Raw genomic sequence first — 20,626 nt, forward strand, 5'->3', positions numbered from 1 at the left:
GCAATGAGAACCGGTTCGTGGGGCAGGTCCCCTCTCCCCGCTTGCGGGGAGAGGGTTAGGGTGAGGGGCAGTCGCCGCCGCAGGCCTCAGTTACCGGAAAGCAGCGCGTTCCACTTTTCCGCGGCGAGGTCGAAATTCTTCACCCAGAACGGAATGTTCTGCTGATAGCCCTGCGCGATGCGCTCGGGCGTCGAGGTGAGGAAGGCGGCGGTGGTGTCGTCGACCTTCGGCTTGGCGTCGAGGTTGATCGGCGTGTAGGAGGTCTTTTCGGTGAGGATCGCCTGCGCGTTCGCGCCGAGATAGGCGTTGAGCAGCGCATAGGCGGCATCTGTGTCTTTGACGCCGACCGGGATGGTCATCTGGTCCATGACGACCAGCCAGTCCTGCCAGACGGGCGTATAGGCGGCGCCGTTCTTCACCGCGGTCATGGCGCGGCCGGTCCACATCATCACCATGTCGGCCTCGCCGGATTCGGCGAGCTGCTGGCTCTCCGCGCCGGTCTTCCAGTAGATCGTGTCGGGGCCGAGATCGCGCAGCTTCTGGATGCCCTTCTCGATATCGTCTGATGTCATCGCCTTGGGATCGCCGCCCGTCGCCTTGAAGGCCTGCTCGATCAGGCCGCCGGTCGGATCTCCGGAACCGTCGATGGCGCGCACGCCCGGGAATTTTTCCGTATCGAAGAAGTCGGCCCAGCTCTTCGGCGGATTGTCCTTGTAGGTCTCGTTCTTGTACATCAAGACGACGCCGTAGTTCATCGCCGGAACCGAGCATTCGCCGACCTGGCCGGGCGGGATTTTCGAAACGTCGAGCTTGGAGAAGTCCAGCTTCTGGAACAGCGTGCCGCAATGCACGTAAGGCGGCAGGTCGGCGGTGTCGACCACGTCCCAGGTGACGTTGCCGGCATCGACCTGGGCCTTGAGCTTGGCGATCTCCGTCGGGCCGTCATTGAGCAGCGTCACGCCGGATTTCGTGACGAAATCCTGGAGCGCCGCGACCTGGCCGTCCTGGTAGATGCCGCCGTAGGAGACGAAGGTCAGCGTCTTGCCCTTGAGCGAACCTTCCTTCACCTCGCCGGCGACCGGCTTTTCCTGTGCAAACGCCGGCAACGCCAGGGCGCACGTCATCGTCAGGGCAAAAGCCCTCGCAAAATTCCTCATCACTGATACTCCCAGTAGCGCTCGCGTGAATTGTTCCTGCCGCGGTTACGAGCCCGGCCGTGGCAGGTATTTGTCGAGGTCATCGGCGACGCTGGTGGGCGGCGCGATCATCCAGAGGACTTCAGCCGTTTCCGTGCCGATATTGACGGTCTTGTGCGGAACCGAGGTCGGATATTCGATGCTGTCGCCAGCCGACAGCACATGGCGTTCCTCGCCGAGGGTGAGTTCCACCTCACCTCGCAGCACGAAGAAGAGTTCATGCGAGTCCCCGTGGCTGTAGGGCTTGTCGCCCGTCGACCCGCCGGGATCGAATTCGCCGATATAGACTTCCATGTCGCGGATCGGCCGCCGTGACAGAAGCATTTTTCGATAACCCTCGGCCGGCGGCAGGGCCGGGCGCTCGTGCTTGCGCAGCACGCGGCCGACGGGCGGGGCGGCCTCTTCGAAGAGGTCCGTCAGGCTGATGCCGAGCGCGCCGGCAATGCGCATCAGCGTGCTGATGTTGACGCCGCTAAGGCCCCGTTCGAGCTGGCTGAGGAAACTTGCGGTCGTTCCGGTCGCCTCGCCCAGCGTGCGCAACGACATGCGGCGGGCGGTGCGGAAGGCTTTTACCTTCTCGCCGACGGCAGCCTGGTTCCTCGTCGCGACCGCGATGTCGTCCATGGTTTTGCTCCTCACTTAACAGCGTATTAAGTGAATGGCATTTTGGCAACTGCTAAAATCAAGGTGCAACGATTTTCCCGAATTGCCCGGGATCCGCCCTCGGCGGATATCTGCTTGGCGGGAGGGCGTTCGGCAGCAAAGCCGTTTCAAAATGGCAACTTAGAGAGCGGTTCCAGCCTTTAATCCGTCATAGACGGCTTCTTCGGCGGTGCGTGGCGCCAGACAGTCTCCGATGAGATGGATCTCCGGGACCAGTCCAGTCAGCATCGTCCGCAACGTGTCGTTTGGCGCATGCCCGAGACAGAGGACGAGCGTATCCACCTCCTCAAAGAGGATCGGCTGTTCGCTGACGGTGTGTTGCAGGTAGACCGTGCCGCCGTCGCAGCCGTAGAGCCGGGCATAGGGCGTGATGCCGATGCCCTTTCTATGCAGTTCCGCGGCGATGTTGTCGCGCACATAGAGCGGCAGAAGCTCTCCCGGATGGGTGCCGTTGACCGCAAGTTCGACGCTGCATCCCTCGTTGATCAGCAGTTCGGCAATGCCGGGGCCGATCCAGTCGCAGCGCCAGTCCGCGACGACGACGCGGCTGCCGGTCTTGACTTCGCGGCGCAGCACCTGCCAGGCATCGACCACCTGCACGCTGTCGTCGGCGGGGATTTCCGGCAGGTAGGGGCTCGCGCCCGTCGCGAGCACGACGGCGTCCGGCCTTTCCTGTTCGATAAGGGCCACATCGACGCGAACGCCTTTGACCACGCGCACCTGCGCCAGTTCGAGTTCGCGCGACAGGTTGGTGACGATGCCGCCGAATTCGACGCGGCGCGGCAATTGCTGGGCGAGCAGGGCCTGCCCGCCGAGCTGGTTTGCGGCTTCATAGAGCGTGACCTGATGGCCGCGTGCGGCGGCGATGGCGGCGGCCTTCATGCCGCCCGGCCCGCCGCCGATCACCATGACCTTTTTCGGCCGGGCGGCCGGGGTCAGCGTGCCGAAGGCAAGTTCCCGGCCGGTCTCCGGATGCTGGATGCAGGAGATCGGCACGCCGCGGTGAAAATGGCCGATACAGGCCTGGTTGCAGGCGATGCAGGCACGGATATCGTCCGTGCGGCCTTCTTCGGCCTTAGCCGGCATCTCGGGATCGCAGATCAGCGCGCGCGTCATGCCGCAGACATCGGCTGCGCCCTCGGCGATGACGGCCTCGGCCTCCTGCGGCTGGTTGATACGGCCGGCAACGAAGACCGGTACGCTCAGCGCCTTGCGGAAGCGGGCGGCGTCGCTGGACAGATAGGCGTTGCGATAGGCCATGGGCGGCACGATATGCACCGCGCCGCCGAGCGAGGCAGAGGTGCCGGCGGTGACGTTGACATAGTCGACCAGCGGTTCGAGCAGGCGACAGCCGTCGAGCGCCTCGTCCGGGGTGAGGCCGTTTTCATCGCGGTCCCCGGCGCTGATGCGCAGGCCGACGACGAAATCCTCCGACGTGGCTGATCGGATCGCCTTCAGCGCTTCCTCGGCAAAACGCAGCCGGTTTTCCAGCGCGCCGCCATAGGCATCCGTGCGGCGGTTGACGCGCGGGTTCAAAAATTGCGCCGGCAGGTAGCCGTGGCTTGCCACCAGCTCCACGCCGTCGACACCGGCCTCCAGCATGCGCCGGGCGGCCGCACCATAGCCGGCGACGATCTCGTCGATCATCGCTTGGTCGAGCGCGCGCGGCATGACGCGAAACCGCTCGTTGGGCGTGACGGAGGGGGCATAGGCGACCGTCAGCAGGCCGTCGCCGCCCTCCATGATTTCGCGGCCGGGATGGAAAAGCTGCGAGAAGAGCGCGCAGCCGTGGGCGTGGCAGGTTTCCGCCAGTTTGCGATAGCCCTCGATGCAGCTGTCGTCCGTCGCCATCAGCATGTGCGAGGTGTAGCGCGCCGTCTCGTGCACGCCGGCCACCTGTGAGACGATAAGACCGACGCCGCCTTTGGCTCTGGCCTCGTGGTAGGCGACGAGAGCCGCGTTGACGCGGCCATCGGTCGGCAGCGTCGTGTCGTGGCCGGTGGACATGATGCGGTTCTTCAGCCGCACGCCGCGGATCGTCAGCGGCTGGAAGAGGTTCGGAAAGGCGGCGGACGCAGTCATGCTGCGCTCCCGGTCTTGCGACAGTGGCGCATGGCGCGATCGGTCCGTGCATTCTCCATCATTCAGTCCTCCCATCCTGATTGAGCGAAGCCAGGTGCTTATATTTTATCCAAAGTAAAAAATCGACGATTTTTTTTACTAACGGCAAAATCTGTTGCCACGTGCTCTATTCTGGGCAACCTTGCCGCCATGCGCCGGTATCGCGTGGAAAGGGAAGAGGTGATGGTGGGCGAGGATGTTCTTGGAGGGCAGGGCGGCGCGGTGGCCGAGGATCCGGTGCTCGGCGAGCGTATCCGCGGCTTGCGCAAGCGGCGGGGCATGACGCTCGCCCAGTTGGCCGAAAGTTGCGACCTTTCGACCGGCTATATCAGCCAGATCGAGCGCAATCTTGCCTACCCGTCGATCCCGGCCCTGGTCGGCATTGCCCGCAGTCTCGGGGTGACCGTGCAATGGTTCTTCGGCGGTGCGGCGGCGGTGCCGCAGGCCGAGCAGGGGTACGTCATCCGCCGCGGCAACCGTCTGCGCATCCAGTATGACGGCGGCATCGTCGACGAACTGCTGACGCCGAAGATGAGCCTCCAGGTCGAGATGATTCACACCCGCCTGCCGCCGGGCAGCGAAAGCGCGGAAAGCTACACCCATGCGGGTGACGCCGTCGGGTTCGTCGTGACAGGCGAATTGGAGATGTGGGTCGGCGAACGGCATTTCCACCTGCGCGAGGGCGACAGCTGCTCCTATTCCGCCGGTGAGCCGCACCGCTACCGCAATCCGGGAAGCCGGGAGGCCGTCGTGCTCTGGGCGATCAGCCCGCCCAGCTTCTGACGTCAGCGCACCGTTTCGATTTCCTGCAGCAGCCAGTCGCGGAAGCGGGCGAGGGCGGGGTTGCCCTCGATACTCTCCTTCGGACAGAGGAATTTATAGGATTCCTCCGGCTGGAAGGTCTCTTCCGAGAGCACGCACAGGGTGCCGCGCGCAATGTCGGCCTCGACGAAGGCGCGGTGCGAGAAGCCGATACCGTGGCCGGAGCGCGCGGCGGCAAGCAGCGTATGCTGGTCGTCGAAGAAGAGATTGGCGTTCGTCTGCGTCTCCTGCAGGTTGTTGTGGGTCAGCCAGTTCTTCCAGTCATTGGCGTTGCGATAGTGCAGGCGCGCGACGCTGCGGCTGAACAGGAGATCTCTGGCCTGCGCGACGCTGGCGAGCAGCGCCGGGCTGCAGACGGGGACAAGGCGTTCGCGCAGCACCTCGACGGCATAGTCTCCGGCCGGAGGATGGACGCAGTACTTGATCTGGGCGTCCTCACGCTCGACGGCGCCGCTGCGCTCCTCCAGATTGCTGAGATGGAGCTGGATGCCGGGGTTCTGTTCGAGGAAGCCCGCCATGCGGGGTACCAGCACCTCCATGGCGAAGAAGGGGCCAGTGCGGATACGCAGGATCTTCGCCTCGGTCTCCTGGCCGATGAGCGAGAGCACATTGGCGACATCCTCGAAGGCGCGTGTGCAGACGTCGAGCAGCAGGCTGCCTTCCGAGGTGAGGCTGACCCCGCGCGAGTTGCGCTCCAGAAGGCGGCGGCCGAGCCGCTCCTCCAGCTGCTTGATCTGATGGCTGACGGCGCCCTGGCTGACGGCAAGCTCGCTCGCCGCCGCCGTGAAGCTGCGGTGGTGGCCCACGGCCTCGAAGGCGCGCAATGCGCGCAGATTGGCGAGTTGTCGACGGTGGTGCCTGTCTGTCATCGAGCCATGAGGAAAACTAATAGTTAGGAATATATCTTTTGCATTGTTGCAGCGTCGGCTCAACAGTAATCCTACAGGGGCAGAACGAAAACCGACCGGATGTATCGTTCGCCAAGACCCGGAAAATTCAGGTTGTTGCCTTCACTTCGGTGTCATGCGCTGGAAGGTGGGGCTGTGGGCGAGGCAATCCGGCGACACAACACGATGAGGGAACGATGATGAGAAAAATGGCGCTCTATGCGTGCACGGCGGTCGCGATCGTCCTGTCGGGGGCAGCATCGGCCGCAGCCGAGACGATCCGCATGGGTGCGGAAGGTGCCTATCCGCCCTTCAACTATGTTGCCGAGGATGGCCAGCTCAAGGGCTTCGACATCGATCTCGGCAACGCGATCTGCGCGGAGCTGAAGGCGGAATGCGTGTGGAGCACCAACGAGTGGAGCGGCATCATTCCGGCGCTGCAGGCCAGCAAGTTCGACATCATCGCCTCGTCGATGGCGATCACGGAAGCGCGCAGGGAGCAGGTAAGCTTCTCCGAGCCGTACTATTTCAACGCCATGCGTTTCGTCGCGTCGAAGGACCTGGACCTGAAGGACGTCACGCCCGCCACCGCCGAGGGCATGGTGATCGGCACGCAGTCGGGCTCGATTGCGGCCGACATGCTCAAGGAGTTCTTCCCCGACAATGAGGTTAAGCTCTATCCGACGCTGGGCGAGGCCTTCCTCGACATGAAGAGCAGCCGCCTCGACCTCCTGGTGGAATCGAAGATCGCCAGCGCGGATTGGCTGGCCAAGGGCGAGGACTGCTGCGTCTTCGTCGGCGAGGAGTTCCTCCAGGACGGTACGCTCGGCGCCGGTCTTGCCTTCCGCAAGGAGGACAACGCCCTTCGCGAGCGCGTGAACGCGGCGCTGGCGACCCTCGTCGGCAACGGCACCTATGAGACGATCCGCAAGAAATACTTCGACTTCGATATCCGTCAGAAGCCGAAGAATGCGAGCGAGCTGTTCGCAAAATAATCCGGTCCTGACCGCATGAAACGTTGGCGCAGCCCGGCAACCGGGCTGCGCCCGCCGTCAGCCCTTGTCCGGACAGGTTCATGAACCAGCTATCCCTTCTTGCCTTCGGCGCGGGCGGATGGGGCGACGAGATCCTTCGGGGCCTTGCCGTCACCCTCGCGCTGGCGCTGGCCACCTTTCCGGTGGCGATCGCGCTGTCCTTCGCCGTGCATTGGGCACGCACCGCGTCTTTGGCGCCGGTGCGGCTCTTCGGGCAGGCCTATGCGACGCTCTTCAAGAGCCTGCCGGAAATCCTGACGCTTCTCATCCTCTACTACCAGGCCCAGGCGGTGCTGAACTGGCTGGCGCAGCGCCTATCGCCGGGAAGCGATTTCTCCATCAGCCCCTTCATCGCCGGGCTTGTCGCGCTCAGCCTCGTCATCAGCGCCTATGGCAGCGAGGTCGTGCGTGCAGCGATGAACGCGGTGGGCCGCGGGCAGTTCGAGGCGGCCGCGGCGCTGGGATTGTCCCCCATGCGAGCGTTCCAGAAGGTGATCCTGCCGCAGCTCTGGCGCCATGCGCTGCCGGGCTTCGGCAATCTCTGGGTGATCCTCTTGAAGGATACCTCGCTCGTTTCGGTGATCGCGCTCAGCGACCTCACCCATGTCGCCGTCATGGCGATCAACACGACGCGCGAACCGTTCCTGTTCTATCTCGCCATCGGCGTGCTCTATGTCGCGTTGGTGACCCTGTCGTCACGGGCGCAGAAGGCACTGGAGCTGCGGGCATCACGCGGGTTTTCCGCCGCCGGAGGCTCGCATGCTTGATCTCTGGTTCGACAATCTGCCGCTCTGGCGCGACGGCCTCCTCACCACGATCGGTCTCACCGTCTCGGCGGTCGTCATCGGCTTCTTCCTCGCTGTGCCGATCGGCGTGGCGCGTTCGCGCTCCAGGGGCGTGCTCGGCCTCCTTGCGCTCGGCTATGTCAACGTGCTGCGCGGCCTGCCACTCCTGGTGCTGTTGTTCCTCATCTATTACGGCGTGGGCCAGTTCAACCGTGAACTCAGGCAGTTGGGGCTCTGGTGGTTCTTCCGTGACGCCACCTATTGCGGCCTTCTGGCTCTGGTGCTCAACACCGCCGCCTACCAGGCCGAGATCATCCGCGGCAGCCTCGATACGATTTCCAAGTCTGTGCTTGAAACCAACGCGGCGCTCAACCTGACGCGCTGGACGGCCTTCCGGCGGGTGCTGTTGCCGATCGCGCTTTCCAAGGCGCTGCCGGCGCTCGGCAACGAGGTGATCCTGCTTCTGAAGTCCACCTCGCTCGTCGCCATCATTACCGTCTTCGACCTGATGGGGCAGGCGCGGTTCATCTTCTCGAAGACCTTTGACCTTGGTGTCTATTACGTGGCGGCGGTGCACTATCTGGTCGTCGTCCTTCTCATCGAATGGGCCGTGCGGCGGATCGAGGCGCGCACGCCCTGGGTCGCGCGGTAGGAGAGCTTCATGCAGCAGCAGCCCGCCGTCCGCTTCGAGCGGCTCAACAAGTTCTACGGCGCCTTTCATGTGCTGAAGGATATCGACCTTTCGGTCGCCCGCGGCGAGCGCATCGTGCTGTGCGGTCCGTCCGGCTCGGGAAAATCCACGCTGATCCGCTGTATCAACCGGCTGGAACCCCATCAGTCCGGCCGGCTGACTGTCGATGGCATCCTGCTCGACGATACGCCGAAGACCATTCGCGCGGTGCGCAACCGGGTCGGCATGTGCTTCCAGCATTTCAACCTGATCCCGCACCTGACCGTGCTTGGCAACTGCACCCTGTCGCCGATCCATACACATGGCGTCGCGAAGGAAGAGGCGGAGGCGCTTGCCATGGCGCTGCTCGCGCGGGTGCGCATGGACGGCCATGCCGGCAAATATCCCCATCAGCTTTCCGGCGGCCAGCAGCAGCGTGTCGCCATCGCGCGCGGCCTCTGCCTCCGGCCTGAGATCATGCTCTTCGACGAGCCGACCTCCGCGCTCGATCCGGAATCGATCGCCGAAGTGCTCGAGGTGATGGCCGGGCTTGCCGCCGAGGGCATGACGATGCTGTGCGTGACCCACGAAATGGGCTTCGCCCGCAAGGTCGCGGACCGCATCGTGTTCATGGAAAAGGGGGAAATCATCGAGGCGGTGCCGCCGGACGTGTTCTTCGGCGTCGACGCGAAGGAGCGGTCCCGACGTTTCCTCAGCCGTATCGCGCAGAGCTGACGGGGGCGTCATGGCTTCCTGAAACTTTGCGCCACCTCGAAAACCGGGCCGCATTCCGCATTTTTCCACGCCAGTTCATCGTCTGCCCTTGCGGGCAGGGAAGGGTATTTCATGTCCTATCGTGTCGCCATCATAGAGTTCATCAACGAATCCAACACGTTCACGCTGAAGCGGACCGGGATCGACGATTTCCGTGCCTCGCATTACTTCAAGGGCGATGAGATTCCGCAGAACTTCGCGGGCACGGGATCGGAAGTGGGCGGAGCGATGGAGGTTGCCCATGCGCGGGGCTGGACGCCGGTCTATATCGTTGCTGCCCACGCCGAACCGAACGGCATCATCCTTGAAGAGGCACGCGCGGAGATCACGCAGGAATGCCTGCGCCGGCTGAAGGAAAGCGGACCCTTCGACGGGATCTTCGTGGCGCTGCACGGCGCGATGGTGACGGAGACGGACGAGGACGGTGATTGCCAGTTCCTGCGGGAAATTCGTGCCGTGGTGGGGGATGCCGTGCCCGTCGCCATCACGCTGGACCTGCATGCCAACATCTTCGACGACCTGGCGGACCTTGCCCAGATCTCCGTTTCCTTCCGCACCTATCCGCATGTCGACATGCGGGAGGTCGGCGTCGAGGCCTGCGATCTGCTGCACCGGGCGATGGCCGGCGAGATCGCGCCGAAACTCGCCATCCGCCGCCCGCCCATGCTGCTCGGCTGCGACGACGGGCGCACGACGGACAACGGGCCGATGTGCCGCCTACTGGAAAAAGCGGCGGCGGAAGCAGCGGCGCCGGGCGTGCTCGCCGTCTCGATCAATGCCGGCTTCACCGATGCCGATGTCTGGGCCGCCGGGCCAAGCGTTGTCGTCACCTATGACAGCGCCACCGTGCCGGTCGCAGCGGCGGAGGGCGTCGGGGAAAGGCTCTGCGCGGCCATCTGGTCCTACCGCAACGAGTGGACGCAGCCGGTGCCGCTCTCGGCATGCATCGCGGAACTGACGGACGCCGATCCCAGGGACGGCATCGTCGTGGTGGCGGATTTTTCCGACAATCCCGGATCGGGCGCCTATAGCGACTGCACGGCCCTGATCGCCGCCATGCTGGACGCGCAGCTCACCGATGCCGCCGCCGGGGCGTTGCTGGATCCCGATGCGGTCCGCGAGATCGCAGAGGCTGGCGTCGGGGCAAAGGTCACGGTGACGATTGGCGGGCGCACGGACCCGGCGGTCGGTGGCGGTCCCCTGACGGTGACCGGCACGGTGATGGCGATCACCGACGGCAGGTTCGTCTTCGAGGGGCCGATGTTCACCGGCCTGCCCGGCACCTGCGGCACGAGTGTTTGCCTGCGCGTCGATGGGCTCGACATCATGATCGTTTCCGAGCGCATGCAGATGCTGGACAAGAACATCTTCCGCGCCGTCGGCATAGAGCCGACCAAAAGGGCGATCCTCGCGGTGAAATCCATGCAGCATTTCAAGGGCGCCTTCGGGCCGATCGCCGCGCGCATGATCGTGACGGATGCTGGCGGGCTGAGCTCGCCGGATCTTGCGCGCAGGACCTATACGCGCCTTCGCCGCCCGGCTTTTCCTCTGGATTCTGAACAGCTTGCTGCAGCGTCATCAAACTGACGACGTGTGCTTCCGGCGGTCGCTTTCCACGGGAACGCTGCCGCCGGCCGCTGTTTTCCACCGGCAAAAAACGGCGCCGATTGACAATGTTTTAAACTGTGCTAATGTGATTAAACGTTTAATCATGTCGGTGACCAGCCGTGAAGCCTTCGCGACCCAACCTTTCGGAACTGGCGCGCCACCTTGGGGTGTCGATTGCGACGGTATCGAATGCGCTGTCGGGCAAGGGGCGGCTGTCGCCGGAACTTGCCAAGCGCATCCGCGATGCGGCGGACGAATTGGGCTATGTGCCGAGCCAGGCGGGCAGGGCCCTGCGCACCGGCCGCAGCGGCGTTCTCGGCCTCGTTCTGCCCGATATCGGCAATCCGCTCTATCCGGAAATCGCGCAGGAAATCGAGCGCGTGGCGACGGGGGCGGGCTACGGCGTGCTGATCGCCAACTCGCGCGACGAGATCGCCGCGCAGGACAAGGCGATCTTCCAGCTCATCGAGCGCGGGGTGGACGGCATCGTCATCGTTCCCCGCCGCGGCACGACGGTGCCGGAAACGCGCTGCCCCATTGCGATCATCGACACGCCGACGACCCCGCGCAACACCGTCTCGGCGGATCATTTCGCCGGCGGCGCGGAGGCTGCCGGCCATCTTGCTGCGCTCGGCCACAGCAGGATCCTTCTGATCGGTGACGATCCGAGCTCGAATGTGCAGAACGCCCGTATCAATGGCATGCGTTCCGCGCTGTCGGGCATCAGGACGGAGACCATCTGGATCGTCGAACTGGAGGCCCGGCACGGCAAGGGCTGTGCGCTCGGGCTTGCAGACTGGCGGAAGCGGGGCTTTACCGCCTTCGCCTGCGTCTCCGATCCCCACGCACTGCGTGCGCTCACCGAGCTGCAATCGGCCGGCATCGCCATTCCGGCGGAGGCCAGCATCACCGGTTTCGACAATCTGCAATGGTCGTCCTTCATCTCGCCGCCGCTGACGACCGTGAAGATGAACATGCCGGAAATCGCGACGCTGGCGCTCGATGCGCTGGTCGAGGCGATCCAGTCCCGCGAGGCCTCGGACGACACGCCGAGCCCGCCCGTCACCGCTCGCAAGGCCGCCGTGCCGATGGAGCTTGTCATCCGCCGTTCCAGTGGTCCCGCGCCATCTGCCGGTTTTTTTGAGGAGGAGTCCCCGCATGCATAAGAAAGTACTGGCCGCCAGCGTCTTCTGGCTCATGAGCGGAGCGCTTGCATCCGCCGAGGAGCAGACGCTGACCATTTCCGTCTATGGCTTCGTCCAGGAGGAATTCACCGAGGCGCTCTACAAGCCCTTCGAGGCCGAATGCGGCTGCAAGCTGGTCGTCGAGACCGGCAACAGCATCGAGCGCCTGGCCAAGCTGGACGCCAACAAGGACGCTCCGGTCATCGACATGGCCGTCTTCTCGCTTGCCGATGCGCTTTCCGCCGCGCGCAAGGGCCTGACCGACAAGATCGATACGACGAAGCTTTCCAACTACGACAAGCTCTATGATTTCGCCAAGGACCCGAACGGCGACGGCATGAGCGTCGGCTACACGATCTACAAGACCGGCATCGCCTACCGCACCGACAAGATGAAGATCGAATCCTGGGCGGATCTCCTGAAGGACGACTATGCCGGCCATGTCGCCCTGCCGAACATCACCACCAACCAGGGTGGACCGGTGCTGAACATGATCGGCAAGGCGCTCGGCAAGGATTCACCCGATCTCAAGGATGCCATGGCCGCCGTCGGCGAGAAGCGCGACGAGTTCGTCACCTTCTACGTCAAGAGCTCGCAGCTCGTGCAGCTCATGCAGCAGGAAGAGATCTGGGCCGCGCCGATGGGGCACTTCTCCTGGGCCGGCATCTCGAAGCTGGACCTGCCGATCGGCTGGGCCGCCACCAAGGAAGGCGACGCCGGCGATATGAACGCCATGGTGCTCGTCAAGGGCTCCAAGAACCAGGAATTGGCCCTGAAGTTCATGGATTTCTGGCTTTCGACGCCGATGCAGACCAAGATCGCCGAAATGCTGATCGACAGCCCGGCGAACAAGGAAGTCGTCGTCGCGCCCGAGATCGCCGAAAAGCTGACCTACGGCGCTGACGTCGCCAACAAGCTGACCTTCCTGCCGGCCGCCACCACCCTCGACTACCGTGAGAAGTGGCTTGCCGAGTGGAACGCGACGGTCGCGCAGTAAAAGGCGTTCTGAACCGAAGGCGATCGCACTAAGTTGCCCCTCACCCTCTCCCCGCAAGCGGGGAGAGGGGACTTGCCCTACGAACCGTTGAGGAATTGGGCAAGCCGGCACGGCATATCTCCTTCGCCCCGCTTGCGGGGGGAAGGTGGCCGGCAGGCCGGATGAGGGGCAATCTCTATACGCGACCGCTCCCCCTCGTGGGGAGATGCCGGCAGGCAGAGGGAAGCCCTCTGCGCTTCCCATCACCCCGAACCGCTGCCCTCTTTTCGGCAGGAGCACGCATGTTTCAAAATCGCGCTGAAGCCTTGGCGCTGGCCTTGCCGGCCGCCGTCTTTGCGACCGTCATCTTCCTGGTGCCCGTGGTCATCGTGCTGGCGGAAGGCTTTCGCAGCCCGGCCGGCTGGACCTTCTCGGCCTATACAAACTTCTTCTCCGAGCCACTGAACAGGCTGGTTCTGCTGCGCACGTTCAAGCTCGGCATCGCCGTGACGGTGGCGTCCGCCATCATCGGTTATGCCGCCGCCTTTGCGATCGTCAATCTCAGCGCCTCCGGCAAGGGGCGCATGATCGGCCTCATCTCGCTGCCGCTGATGATCTCGCCGGTCGCGCGCACCTATGCCTGGATCGTCATCCTCGGCCGCACCGGCATCGTCAACCAGGCGCTGCAGGCCGTCGGCCTCAGCGACGAGCCGATCCGCCTGCTCTTTACCGAGACGGCCGTCTTTATCGGCCTCCTGCAGCTCTTCCTGCCGCTGATGATCCTGTCGCTGATCAGCGCGCTGGAAAACATGCCCAAGGATGCCATCCTCGCCGCCCGGGTGCTCGGCGCCAACTGGTTCCAGGTTTTCTGGAAGGTCATCCTGCCCTTGACGCGCGAAGGCCTCGTTGTCGGCGGCACTCTGGTCTTCACCGGTTCGCTGACGGCCTACATCACGCCCGCCATCCTCGGCGGCTCCAAGGTGCTGATGCTGGAGACGTTGCTCTTCCAGCGCGTCACCGTCGCCAACGACTTTGTCTCCGCAAGCGTCATCGCCTTCATCCTGATCGCCATGTGCTTTGCCGCGAACCTTCTCCTGAAACGGCTCGCCACCGCGAGGAACAAGCGATGAACCGCACGCTGTCCTTCACCATCCTCACCGCGCTGATCGTCTTCCTGATCGGTCCGTTCCTGATCATCGTCGCCGCCTCGCTTTCGGCCGGCGATACGCTTGTCTTCCCGCCGCAGGGCCTGTCGCTCAAATGGGTGCTGAAGGTCTTCACCGTCGAGAGTTTCCGCGACAGCTTCATCATGTCGATGATCCTCGCCGTCGGCGGCACCTTCGTCGCGCTGTTGCTCGGCGTGCCGGCGGCCTATGCGCTGTCGCGCTACAAGCTGCCCTTCGGCGAGACGATCAACACCATCGTTACCCTGCCGATCATCGTGCCCGGCATCATCGTCGGTCTCGCGCTCCTGCGCTATCTCGTCGTGCCCTTCAGTTTCTCGATCGGCGTCGCGCTGTTCCTTGCCCATACGGCCCTCGTGCTGCCCTATACGGTGCGCGTCGTCTCCTCCAGCTTCAACAACCTGCGCTCCGACATGGAGGAGGCGGCGGTGCTGCTCGGCGCCACCCGCCTCGGCGCCTTCTTCATGGTGGTGCTGCCGAACATCCGGGCGGGCATTCTCGCCGCCTTCATCCTCGGCTTCGTAACGAGCTTCAACCAGGTGCCCGTCTCGCTGTTCCTGTCCGGTCCTGGCGTGCGCACGCTGCCCATCGACATGCTCTCCTACATGGAAACCACCTACGATCCCTCCGTCGCTGCGCTGTCGGCCCTTCTGGCCCTGATGTCGATCGGCATCGTCTTCCTCGCAGAACGCTTCCTTGGATTCTCCCGCTATGTCTGATCGCGCTTTCCTCTCCCTCGAAAACCTGACGCTCTCCTACGGCAATTCGATCGCCGTCGACAAATTCAACCTCGACATCAGGAAGGGCGAACTCGTCGCCTTTCTCGGCCCGTCCGGCTGCGGCAAGACGACGACCATGCGCTCGATCGCCGGCCTCCTGACGCCGACCTCCGGTCGCATCACGCTCGACGGCACGGACATCACCCGCGTTTCCGCCAACAAGCGCAATGTCGGCCTGGTCTTTCAGTCCTACGCGCTCTTCCCGCATCTGACCGTTTTCGAAAACGTCGCCTTCGGTCTGCGTTTGAAGCGCATGCCGGCCGCCGACATCGAGGCGCGTGTCACCGCCGGCCTGAAGTCGGTCGGCCTTTCCGCCTTCTCCGGCCGCAAGCCGGCGGAACTTTCCGGCGGCCAGCAGCAGCGCGTGGCGCTCGCCCGTTCCATGGTCATGGAGCCGAAGGTGCTCTTGCTCGACGAGCCGCTCTCCAATCTCGATGCGCGCCTGCGCGTCGAGATGCGCGCCGAGCTGCAGCGCGTGCAGAAGGAGACCGGGGTCACCATGATCTTCGTCACCCACGACCAGGCCGAAGCCCTGTCGCTCGCCGACCGCATCGTCGTGATGCGTGACGGCCTGGTCGAGCAGATCGGCACGCCTGAGGAAATCTACAACAACCCCGTCTCTTCCTTCGTCGCCGACTTCGTCGGATTCGAAAATGTCTTCGCGCTGAAGGACGGCAAGCTTGCTACGCCCGCGGGCGCGACCGCGCTTGCCGAGACGCTGCCCGGCAATGCCGCGGGTCTTGCCTGGCGCCCGGCAGGCGTCGTGCTCGATGCCGGCCCGTTCAGGGGCAAGGTGAAGAGCGTTTCCTTCACGGGCAATCTGCGCGAATACCTGCTCGACACGCCGCTCGGCCCCATCACGGCCGAGGTCAGTGCCGCGCTGCCGGTCCATGCGCTCGGTGCTGACCTCGCCTTCGACCTGCCGCTGAAGGCCGCTGCGCCCCTCCAGCGTTTCGCGTGACGGCGATGGGCGTCTGGATCGATACGGATATGGGGTTCGACGACATCGCCGCCATCCTCGTGGTGGCGCATGCGAGGGAGCCCATCGACGGCATATCGCTGGTCTTCGGCAATTCCGGCTTTGCGCAGGTGCGGCAGAATGCGGCCTCGGCTGCCGCAGCCTTCGGCTGGAGCTTCCCCCTCCACGACGGCCGGTCCGTGCCGGTCCTGGGCCGTCTCGAAACCGCGGAAAACATCCTTTCCGAAGCCGGCATGCTGACCGCCGGCCGCAGCCTGCCGCCGGCGCCGCTGCTGCCGGAGAGCGATGCCTTCTCGGCCCTCTGCCATTGGCTGGAGACGACGGAAAGCCCGCGCCGCATCCTCGCCCTCGGCCCGCTCACCAACATCGCCGCGCTCGCGCTCGCCCGGCCGGATCTGGCGAAGAAGATCGACGATCTTACCTGGATGGGCGGCGGCGTCACCGCCGGCAACCACACGGCCTCGGCCGAATTCAACGCCTTCGCCGACCCGGAAGCGCTCGCCATCGTGCTCGCCCATGGCCTGCCGCTGCGCATGGTCGATCTCGACCTCTGCCGCAAGGTCGTCGCTTTTCCGGACGACGCCGCGCCGGTCCGCACTGCAGGCGGGCGGAATGCCGACCTTCTGGCCGATCTTCTTGCCGGATACATCTCCATCGGGACAAGCCGTGGCCGCCCCGGCATGGCCATCTACGACCCTTGCGCTGCCGTCGTCTTCGTGCGACCGGAGCTGGTGACCTTTACTGCTGCTCGCATCGACGTGGAACTGTCCGGAATGCTGACCCGTGGACGCACGGTTGTGGATGTTCGCGCCGCCGCGGAAAGACGCAATGCCGCCTTCGTCTCCGATATCGACGTGGATGCCGCCCGTGCGGTCATCCTTGGCGCGCTGACTGCGGAGGCGCAGCGATGACCGGCCGGACCGACGCTAGCGACCTCGACGACGAGACCCTGAGGGAAAACGCCGTCGCGGCGGCCCGCGGCGACCGCGCCTTCGATATCCTCATCCGTGGCGGCACGCTGGTCGACATGGTGACGGGCGAGTGCCGCTCTGCCGATATCGGCCTCGTCGGCCCGCTGATTGCGAGCGTTCATGCGCCGGATGCCCGGCAGGATACGGCGGAGATAGTCGACGCCACCGGGCTCTTCGTCTCACCCGGCCTCATCGATACGCATATGCATGTCGAAAGCTCGATGATCACCCCCGCGGCCTATGCCGCGGCGACGCTGCCGCGCGGCGTCACCACGCTTGTCTGGGATCCACACGAGCTCGGCAATGTGCACGGTGTCGCCGGTGTCGACTGGGCGGCGGAGGCAGCCGGCGCGCTGGCGCAGCGCAATGTGCTGCTTGCACCCTCCTGCGTGCCGTCCGCGCCGGATCTGGAAATGGCAGGCGCTGATTTTCCCGCGGAAACCATCGCCGCACTGCTCGCCCGCCCGGAGATCGGCGGCATTGCCGAGGTGATGGACATGCGCGCCGTCATCGAGGGGAGGGCACGCATGAGCGCCATCCTCGCTGCCGGACGCCGGTCCGGCAAGCCGATCCACGGCCATGCGCGCAGCCTGGACGGTGCCGATCTGCAGGCTTTCGTGACGTCGGGTATCAGCTCCGATCATGAGATCGTCTCCGGTGAGGACCTCGTGCAGAAACTGCGTGCCGGCCTCACCATCGAATTGCGCGGTTCGCACGATCACCTTCTTCCCGAATGCGTCGCGGCCCTCAACGCGCTGCCCCACTTCCCGCAGACGGTGACGCTGTGCACCGACGACGTCTTCCCGGACGACCTTTTTTCCGCCGGCGGCCTCGATGACGTGGTGCGCCGCCTTGTGCGCTACGGCATGAAGCCGGAATGGGCCTTGCAGGCCGCCACGCTGAACGCTGCCCGCCGCATCCGCCGCGACGATCTCGGCCTCATCGCTCCCGGCCGCCGGGCCGATATCGTGCTGTTCCGGGATCTTGCCGATTTTCAAGCGAAACGGGTCTTTTGCAGCGGTCGTCTTGTTGCCCGTGATGGTGCCCTCATCGAAGCGGCACAGGAAATCGACGCGGCGCCGCTCCGCGGCTCCATGCATCTTGCGCCGCTCGTGGATGATGATTTCCGTATTCCCTGTGCGGGCAGCGAGGCGACCGTCGCCCTGATCGCCAAACCGCGCTTCACCGAATGGGGCGAGGCCGTCGCGAAGGTCGAGAACGGCTTTGTCGTTCCGCCCGCCGGAACCACGCTGATCGCGGTGGCACATCGGCACGGCAAGACGGATGCACGCCCTCGCGTCGGCCTCCTGTCCGGCTGGGGTGACTGGCGCGGCGCGCTTGCCACCACCGTCTCGCATGACAGCCATAACCTCACGGTCTTCGGTAGCAACACGCGGGACATGGCCGTGGCGGCCAATGCGGTGATTGCCGCCGGCGGCGGCATGGCCGTAGCGGCGGAGGGCAAGGTGCTGGCGCTGCTCGCGCTGCCGCTCTCCGGCCTGATTTCCGATGCGCCGCTTGAGGACGTGGCCGCGACCTTCTCGGCGCTGCGCACCGCGGCCGATGGCATCGTCGACTGGCAACCGCCCTATCTGGTGTTCAAGGCCGTTTTCGGCGCGACGCTCGCTTGCAATGCCGGCCCGCACCAGACCGACCGCGGCATCGCCGACGGCACGACCGGCGTGCTGCTCAAAAACCCGGTCTTGAGTATTCGGGGCCTTCCGTGAACGCACCCGCCAACACCACCGCTCTATCGGCCAGCACCGGTCTCTTGCTGCCGGCGATCTTTGTGCCGCTCTGGTCGAGCGGCTTCGTGCTGGCGCGGCTCGTCGCACCCCATGCGGAGCCGCTGACCTTCCTTGCCGTGCGCTTCTGCCTTGCCTTTCTGGCACTCGCTGCCATCGCGCTCTGGAAGGGGGCCCGCTGGCCGCGCGCGGCGCGGGAATGGCGACAGGCGCTGCTTGCCGGCGTGCTGATCCACGGGCTTTATCTCGGTGGTGTCTTCTGGTCGGTGGCAAACGGCCTGCCGACGGCGATTTCCGCGCTGATGGCGGGCATGCAGCCGCTGCTCGTGACGTTGCTGGCCGGCCGGCTGCTCGGTGAGCGCATGTCGCGGCGCGGCGCCATCGGCATCGTCATCGGCGCCATCGGCACGCTGGTCACCCTGGCGCCGAAGCTCGGCGCGACGGATGCCGGCGGCATTCCTCTCGTGCCGCTTCTCGTCTGCCTTGCGGGCGTGCTTGCTATTACCACCGGCTCCATCCTGGTCAAGCGCACCAGGATCACCGCCGATCCGCTGACCAACACCGCTGCACAATATATCGGCGCGCTGGTGCCGACTGCGATCCTCGTGCCCTTCGTCGGCGGGCCGGCCTTCGATACGACGGCGGTGCCGTTGTGGATCGGCCTTGCCTGGTCGGTTTTCGGCATGTCGCTCGGGGCGATCCTCTTGCTCCTGCACATGATCCGCCAGGGCGCGCTGTCCAAGGTGTCGTCGCTCTTCTTCCTCGTGCCTGGCGTCTCGGCCCTGATGGCCTGGATCGGTTTTGGCGAAAGCCTCACCCTGGTCCAGATTGCCGGCCTCTGCATCGCCACGCTCGGCGTTTCCCTTGCCAGCCGCGGCTAAACTGACAGGAACCACCATGACCCTTGCCGAGATGATCGCCACCAGCAATGCGCCCGCCGTCACCGTGCGCCGCGACCTGCATCGCCATCCGGAAACGGCCTTCCTCGAATACCGTACCGCCTCGCGCGTTGCCGCCTATCTCGACCATCTCGGTTTTGCCGTGCGCACCGGCCGGGACGTGATGGATCCAGCCGTCGTCATCGATCCGCCCTCGGCCGAGGTGGTGGTGGCAGCAAAGCAGGCGGCTCTTGCCACGGGCGGCGATCCCGCCTGGATGGACCGTATGCCGGCAGGCCTTACCGGGGTCGTCGCGGACTATCGTTTTGGCGACGGGCCGATCGTCGCCTTCCGCTTTGACATGGATGCGCTGCCGGTCAACGAGACCGGGGCCGAGACGCACCGGCCGAATGCGGAGGACTACCGCTCGCGTTTTGCCGGCCGCATGCATGCCTGCGGTCATGATGGCCATGTTGGCATCGGCCTTGCGCTCGCCCGCCGGCTTTGCGCGGAGAAGGGACTTTCCGGCACTCTGCGCCTGATCTTCCAGCCGGCGGAGGAAAGCGCCCGCGGTGCCGCGCCCATGGTGGCGGGCGGCGCGGTCGACGCTGTCGATCATCTCTTTGTCGGCCATCTCGGCTGCCTGTTGCCGTCCGGCAGGATCGGTGCCAGCGCTGTCGGCTTCCTGTTTTCCAGCCGCTTTGTCGTCACGTTCCGCGGGGCTGTCGCCCATGCGGCGATGGGGCCGCAGGAGGGGCGCAACGCACTGCTGGCCGGGGCCTCGGCGGCGCTCGGCTTGCACGGCATTTCGCGTTTTGCCGGTGCGGAAACCTTCGTCAATGTCGGCGTTCTGCGCGCCGGCACGGCCTTCAACATCGTGGCCGACACCTGCGAGATGCTGGTGGAGGTGCGGGCCGACGACCGTGCGGCGCACGACTACATGGTCGAGCGGCTGCACGCGGTCATCGAGGGCGCCGCCGCCATGCAGCAATGCGGCGTGGATATCGTTCGCAAGAACCACATGCCCGGCAACGAGAACAGCGGGGACGCCACCGACCTCATCGCCGACGTGGCGCGTGGCCTGCCCGGCGTCACCGAGGTGCTGCCGGAATGGTCGATCGGGGGGGGCGACGATGCCTGCCTGATGATCCGCCATGTGCGGGAGAACGGCGGCTCGGCCGCCTATTGCATCATCGGCAGCGATATACCAGCCGTGCACCACGCTGCTGATTTCGATATCGACGAGGCATCGCTCGAAACTGGCGTCGCGCTGTTTGCCGGCATCGCGCAGCGTCTGCTGGGTGGCGAAGCGCGCGCATAGCACCCTGCTGCCGCTTTCTGGCAGCGGTGGGTGCGTATAGAGTGCCGAC

The 20,626-nt window shown here is 65.1% G+C and carries 19 protein-coding genes; 15 read left to right on the top strand and 4 right to left on the bottom strand.

All coding sequences use genetic code 11. The features are described from left to right. Positions 1–86: 86 nt before the first annotated feature. From AKG11_RS16855 to AKG11_RS16865, 3 genes are all read right to left on the bottom strand, one after another. Positions 87–1,157, bottom strand: a complete 1,071-nt coding sequence (locus AKG11_RS16855; protein WP_050744704.1) for an extracellular solute-binding protein — start codon at positions 1,155–1,157, stop codon at positions 87–89. Between the two features lie 45 nt (positions 1,158–1,202). Beyond that, positions 1,203–1,820: a helix-turn-helix domain-containing protein gene (locus AKG11_RS16860; protein ID WP_050744705.1), complete on the bottom strand. Its 618-nt coding sequence runs from the start codon at positions 1,818–1,820 to the stop codon at positions 1,203–1,205. Between the two features lie 159 nt (positions 1,821–1,979). Beyond that, entirely contained in the window at positions 1,980–3,941 is a 1,962-nt protein-coding gene (locus AKG11_RS16865; RefSeq protein ID WP_050744706.1) for an oxidoreductase, read from the bottom strand. A gap of 222 nt (positions 3,942–4,163) precedes the next feature. On the opposite strand from AKG11_RS16865, the gene AKG11_RS16870 reads away from it, so the two are divergent. Continuing rightward, positions 4,164–4,763, top strand: a complete 600-nt coding sequence (locus tag AKG11_RS16870; RefSeq protein WP_050744707.1) for a helix-turn-helix domain-containing protein — start codon at positions 4,164–4,166, stop codon at positions 4,761–4,763. 2 nt (positions 4,764–4,765) lie between these two features. Here the strand turns inward: AKG11_RS16870 and AKG11_RS16875 are convergent, their stop codons facing one another. Continuing rightward, positions 4,766–5,671 (bottom strand): LysR family transcriptional regulator, encoded by a 906-nt coding sequence (locus AKG11_RS16875; protein WP_050744708.1) that lies wholly within the window; start codon positions 5,669–5,671, stop codon positions 4,766–4,768. A gap of 215 nt (positions 5,672–5,886) precedes the next feature. Here AKG11_RS16875 and AKG11_RS16880 point away from each other — a divergent pair, with 215 nt between their 5' ends. From AKG11_RS16880 to AKG11_RS16945, 14 genes are all read left to right on the top strand, one after another. Next, positions 5,887–6,684: a transporter substrate-binding domain-containing protein gene (locus AKG11_RS16880; RefSeq protein ID WP_023513327.1), complete on the top strand. Its 798-nt coding sequence runs from the start codon at positions 5,887–5,889 to the stop codon at positions 6,682–6,684. Between the two features lie 80 nt (positions 6,685–6,764). Further along, positions 6,765–7,490, top strand: a complete 726-nt coding sequence (locus AKG11_RS16885; protein ID WP_050744709.1) for an ABC transporter permease — start codon at positions 6,765–6,767, stop codon at positions 7,488–7,490. Continuing rightward, positions 7,483–8,160 carry an ABC transporter permease subunit gene (locus AKG11_RS16890; RefSeq protein WP_050744710.1) on the top strand — a complete coding sequence of 226 codons (678 nt, stop codon included), beginning with the start codon at positions 7,483–7,485 and terminating at the stop codon, positions 8,158–8,160. The genes AKG11_RS16885 and AKG11_RS16890 overlap by 8 nt, the downstream gene beginning before the upstream one ends. 9 nt (positions 8,161–8,169) lie before the next feature. Then, positions 8,170–8,913, top strand: a complete 744-nt coding sequence (locus tag AKG11_RS16895) for an amino acid ABC transporter ATP-binding protein (RefSeq protein ID WP_050744711.1) — start codon at positions 8,170–8,172, stop codon at positions 8,911–8,913. A 111-nt stretch (positions 8,914–9,024) separates the two neighbouring features. Then, positions 9,025–10,539 carry a M81 family metallopeptidase gene (locus tag AKG11_RS16900; protein WP_050744712.1) on the top strand — a complete coding sequence of 505 codons (1,515 nt, stop codon included), beginning with the start codon at positions 9,025–9,027 and terminating at the stop codon, positions 10,537–10,539. 140 nt (positions 10,540–10,679) lie between these two features. Continuing rightward, complete coding sequence (locus AKG11_RS16905) at positions 10,680–11,726, top strand: LacI family DNA-binding transcriptional regulator (protein ID WP_050744713.1); 1,047 nt, start codon at positions 10,680–10,682, stop codon at positions 11,724–11,726. Then, positions 11,719–12,741 (top strand): ABC transporter substrate-binding protein, encoded by a 1,023-nt coding sequence (locus AKG11_RS16910; protein WP_023513333.1) that lies wholly within the window; start codon positions 11,719–11,721, stop codon positions 12,739–12,741. Before AKG11_RS16905 ends, AKG11_RS16910 begins: the two co-directional genes overlap by 8 nt. 281 nt (positions 12,742–13,022) lie before the next feature. After that, entirely contained in the window at positions 13,023–13,850 is an 828-nt protein-coding gene (locus AKG11_RS16915; RefSeq protein WP_050744714.1) for an ABC transporter permease, read from the top strand. Further along, complete coding sequence (locus AKG11_RS16920) at positions 13,847–14,623, top strand: ABC transporter permease (RefSeq protein ID WP_050744715.1); 777 nt, start codon at positions 13,847–13,849, stop codon at positions 14,621–14,623. The genes AKG11_RS16915 and AKG11_RS16920 overlap by 4 nt, the downstream gene beginning before the upstream one ends. Then, the gene (locus AKG11_RS16925) at positions 14,616–15,644 is read left to right on the top strand and encodes an ABC transporter ATP-binding protein (protein WP_050744716.1); all 1,029 of its coding nucleotides are present in this window, start codon (positions 14,616–14,618) and stop codon (positions 15,642–15,644) included. Before AKG11_RS16920 ends, AKG11_RS16925 begins: the two co-directional genes overlap by 8 nt. A gap of 5 nt (positions 15,645–15,649) precedes the next feature. Then, positions 15,650–16,573 (top strand): nucleoside hydrolase, encoded by a 924-nt coding sequence (locus AKG11_RS16930; RefSeq protein ID WP_050744717.1) that lies wholly within the window; start codon positions 15,650–15,652, stop codon positions 16,571–16,573. Further along, positions 16,570–18,360 carry an adenine deaminase gene (locus AKG11_RS16935; protein ID WP_050744718.1) on the top strand — a complete coding sequence of 597 codons (1,791 nt, stop codon included), beginning with the start codon at positions 16,570–16,572 and terminating at the stop codon, positions 18,358–18,360. Before AKG11_RS16930 ends, AKG11_RS16935 begins: the two co-directional genes overlap by 4 nt. Further along, a complete protein-coding gene (locus AKG11_RS16940) occupies positions 18,357–19,259 on the top strand; it encodes a DMT family transporter (protein WP_050744719.1) in 903 nt (300 codons plus the stop codon). The genes AKG11_RS16935 and AKG11_RS16940 overlap by 4 nt, the downstream gene beginning before the upstream one ends. 16 nt (positions 19,260–19,275) lie before the next feature. Then, positions 19,276–20,577, top strand: coding sequence for an amidohydrolase (locus tag AKG11_RS16945; protein WP_197283991.1), 1,302 nt, complete (start codon positions 19,276–19,278; stop codon positions 20,575–20,577). Positions 20,578–20,626 lie beyond the last annotated feature (49 nt).

Source organism: Shinella sp. SUS2 (assembly GCF_001262505.1).
Taxonomy (GTDB): Bacteria; Pseudomonadota; Alphaproteobacteria; order Rhizobiales; family Rhizobiaceae; genus Shinella.